Below are 313 nucleotides of genomic sequence, written 5' to 3'. Positions count from 1 at the left end.
AACATGTTACGCAAGATCAATGAACTTATTGACTTTTCTTTTGTGTTGGAAGAATTGAGGGACAACTACTGTTTTCATAACGGTAGGAATGCTGTCGATCCAATACGTATGTTTAAATATTTCCTCGGCATGGCTCCAGAAGATCCGGTTATTGACCCTAGCTCTTTAACGAAATTTCGAAAGCTCCGTTTAAAAGACATAAACCTTTTGGATATGCTCATTCATAAAACCGTTGAGATTGCGATTGAAAAGGAAATCATTAAAAACAAAACGATTATTGTGGATGCCACCCACACGAAAGCCAGATACAATC

Annotated in this window: 1 protein-coding gene; it reads left to right on the top strand. The window is 37.4% G+C overall.

From position 1 onward, the window contains the following. The coding region (locus tag SB719_RS19460; protein ID WP_412159646.1) for a transposase at window positions 1–313 on the top strand (313 nt) is incomplete at both ends.

The organism is Pantoea sp. SIMBA_079 (assembly GCF_046940275.1).
In the GTDB taxonomy this organism is placed as follows: Bacteria; Pseudomonadota; Gammaproteobacteria; order Enterobacterales; family Enterobacteriaceae; genus Pantoea; species Pantoea borealis.
The sequence above is the reverse complement of the archived record's forward strand: the minus strand, read 5'-3'. Positions and strand labels throughout refer to the sequence as shown.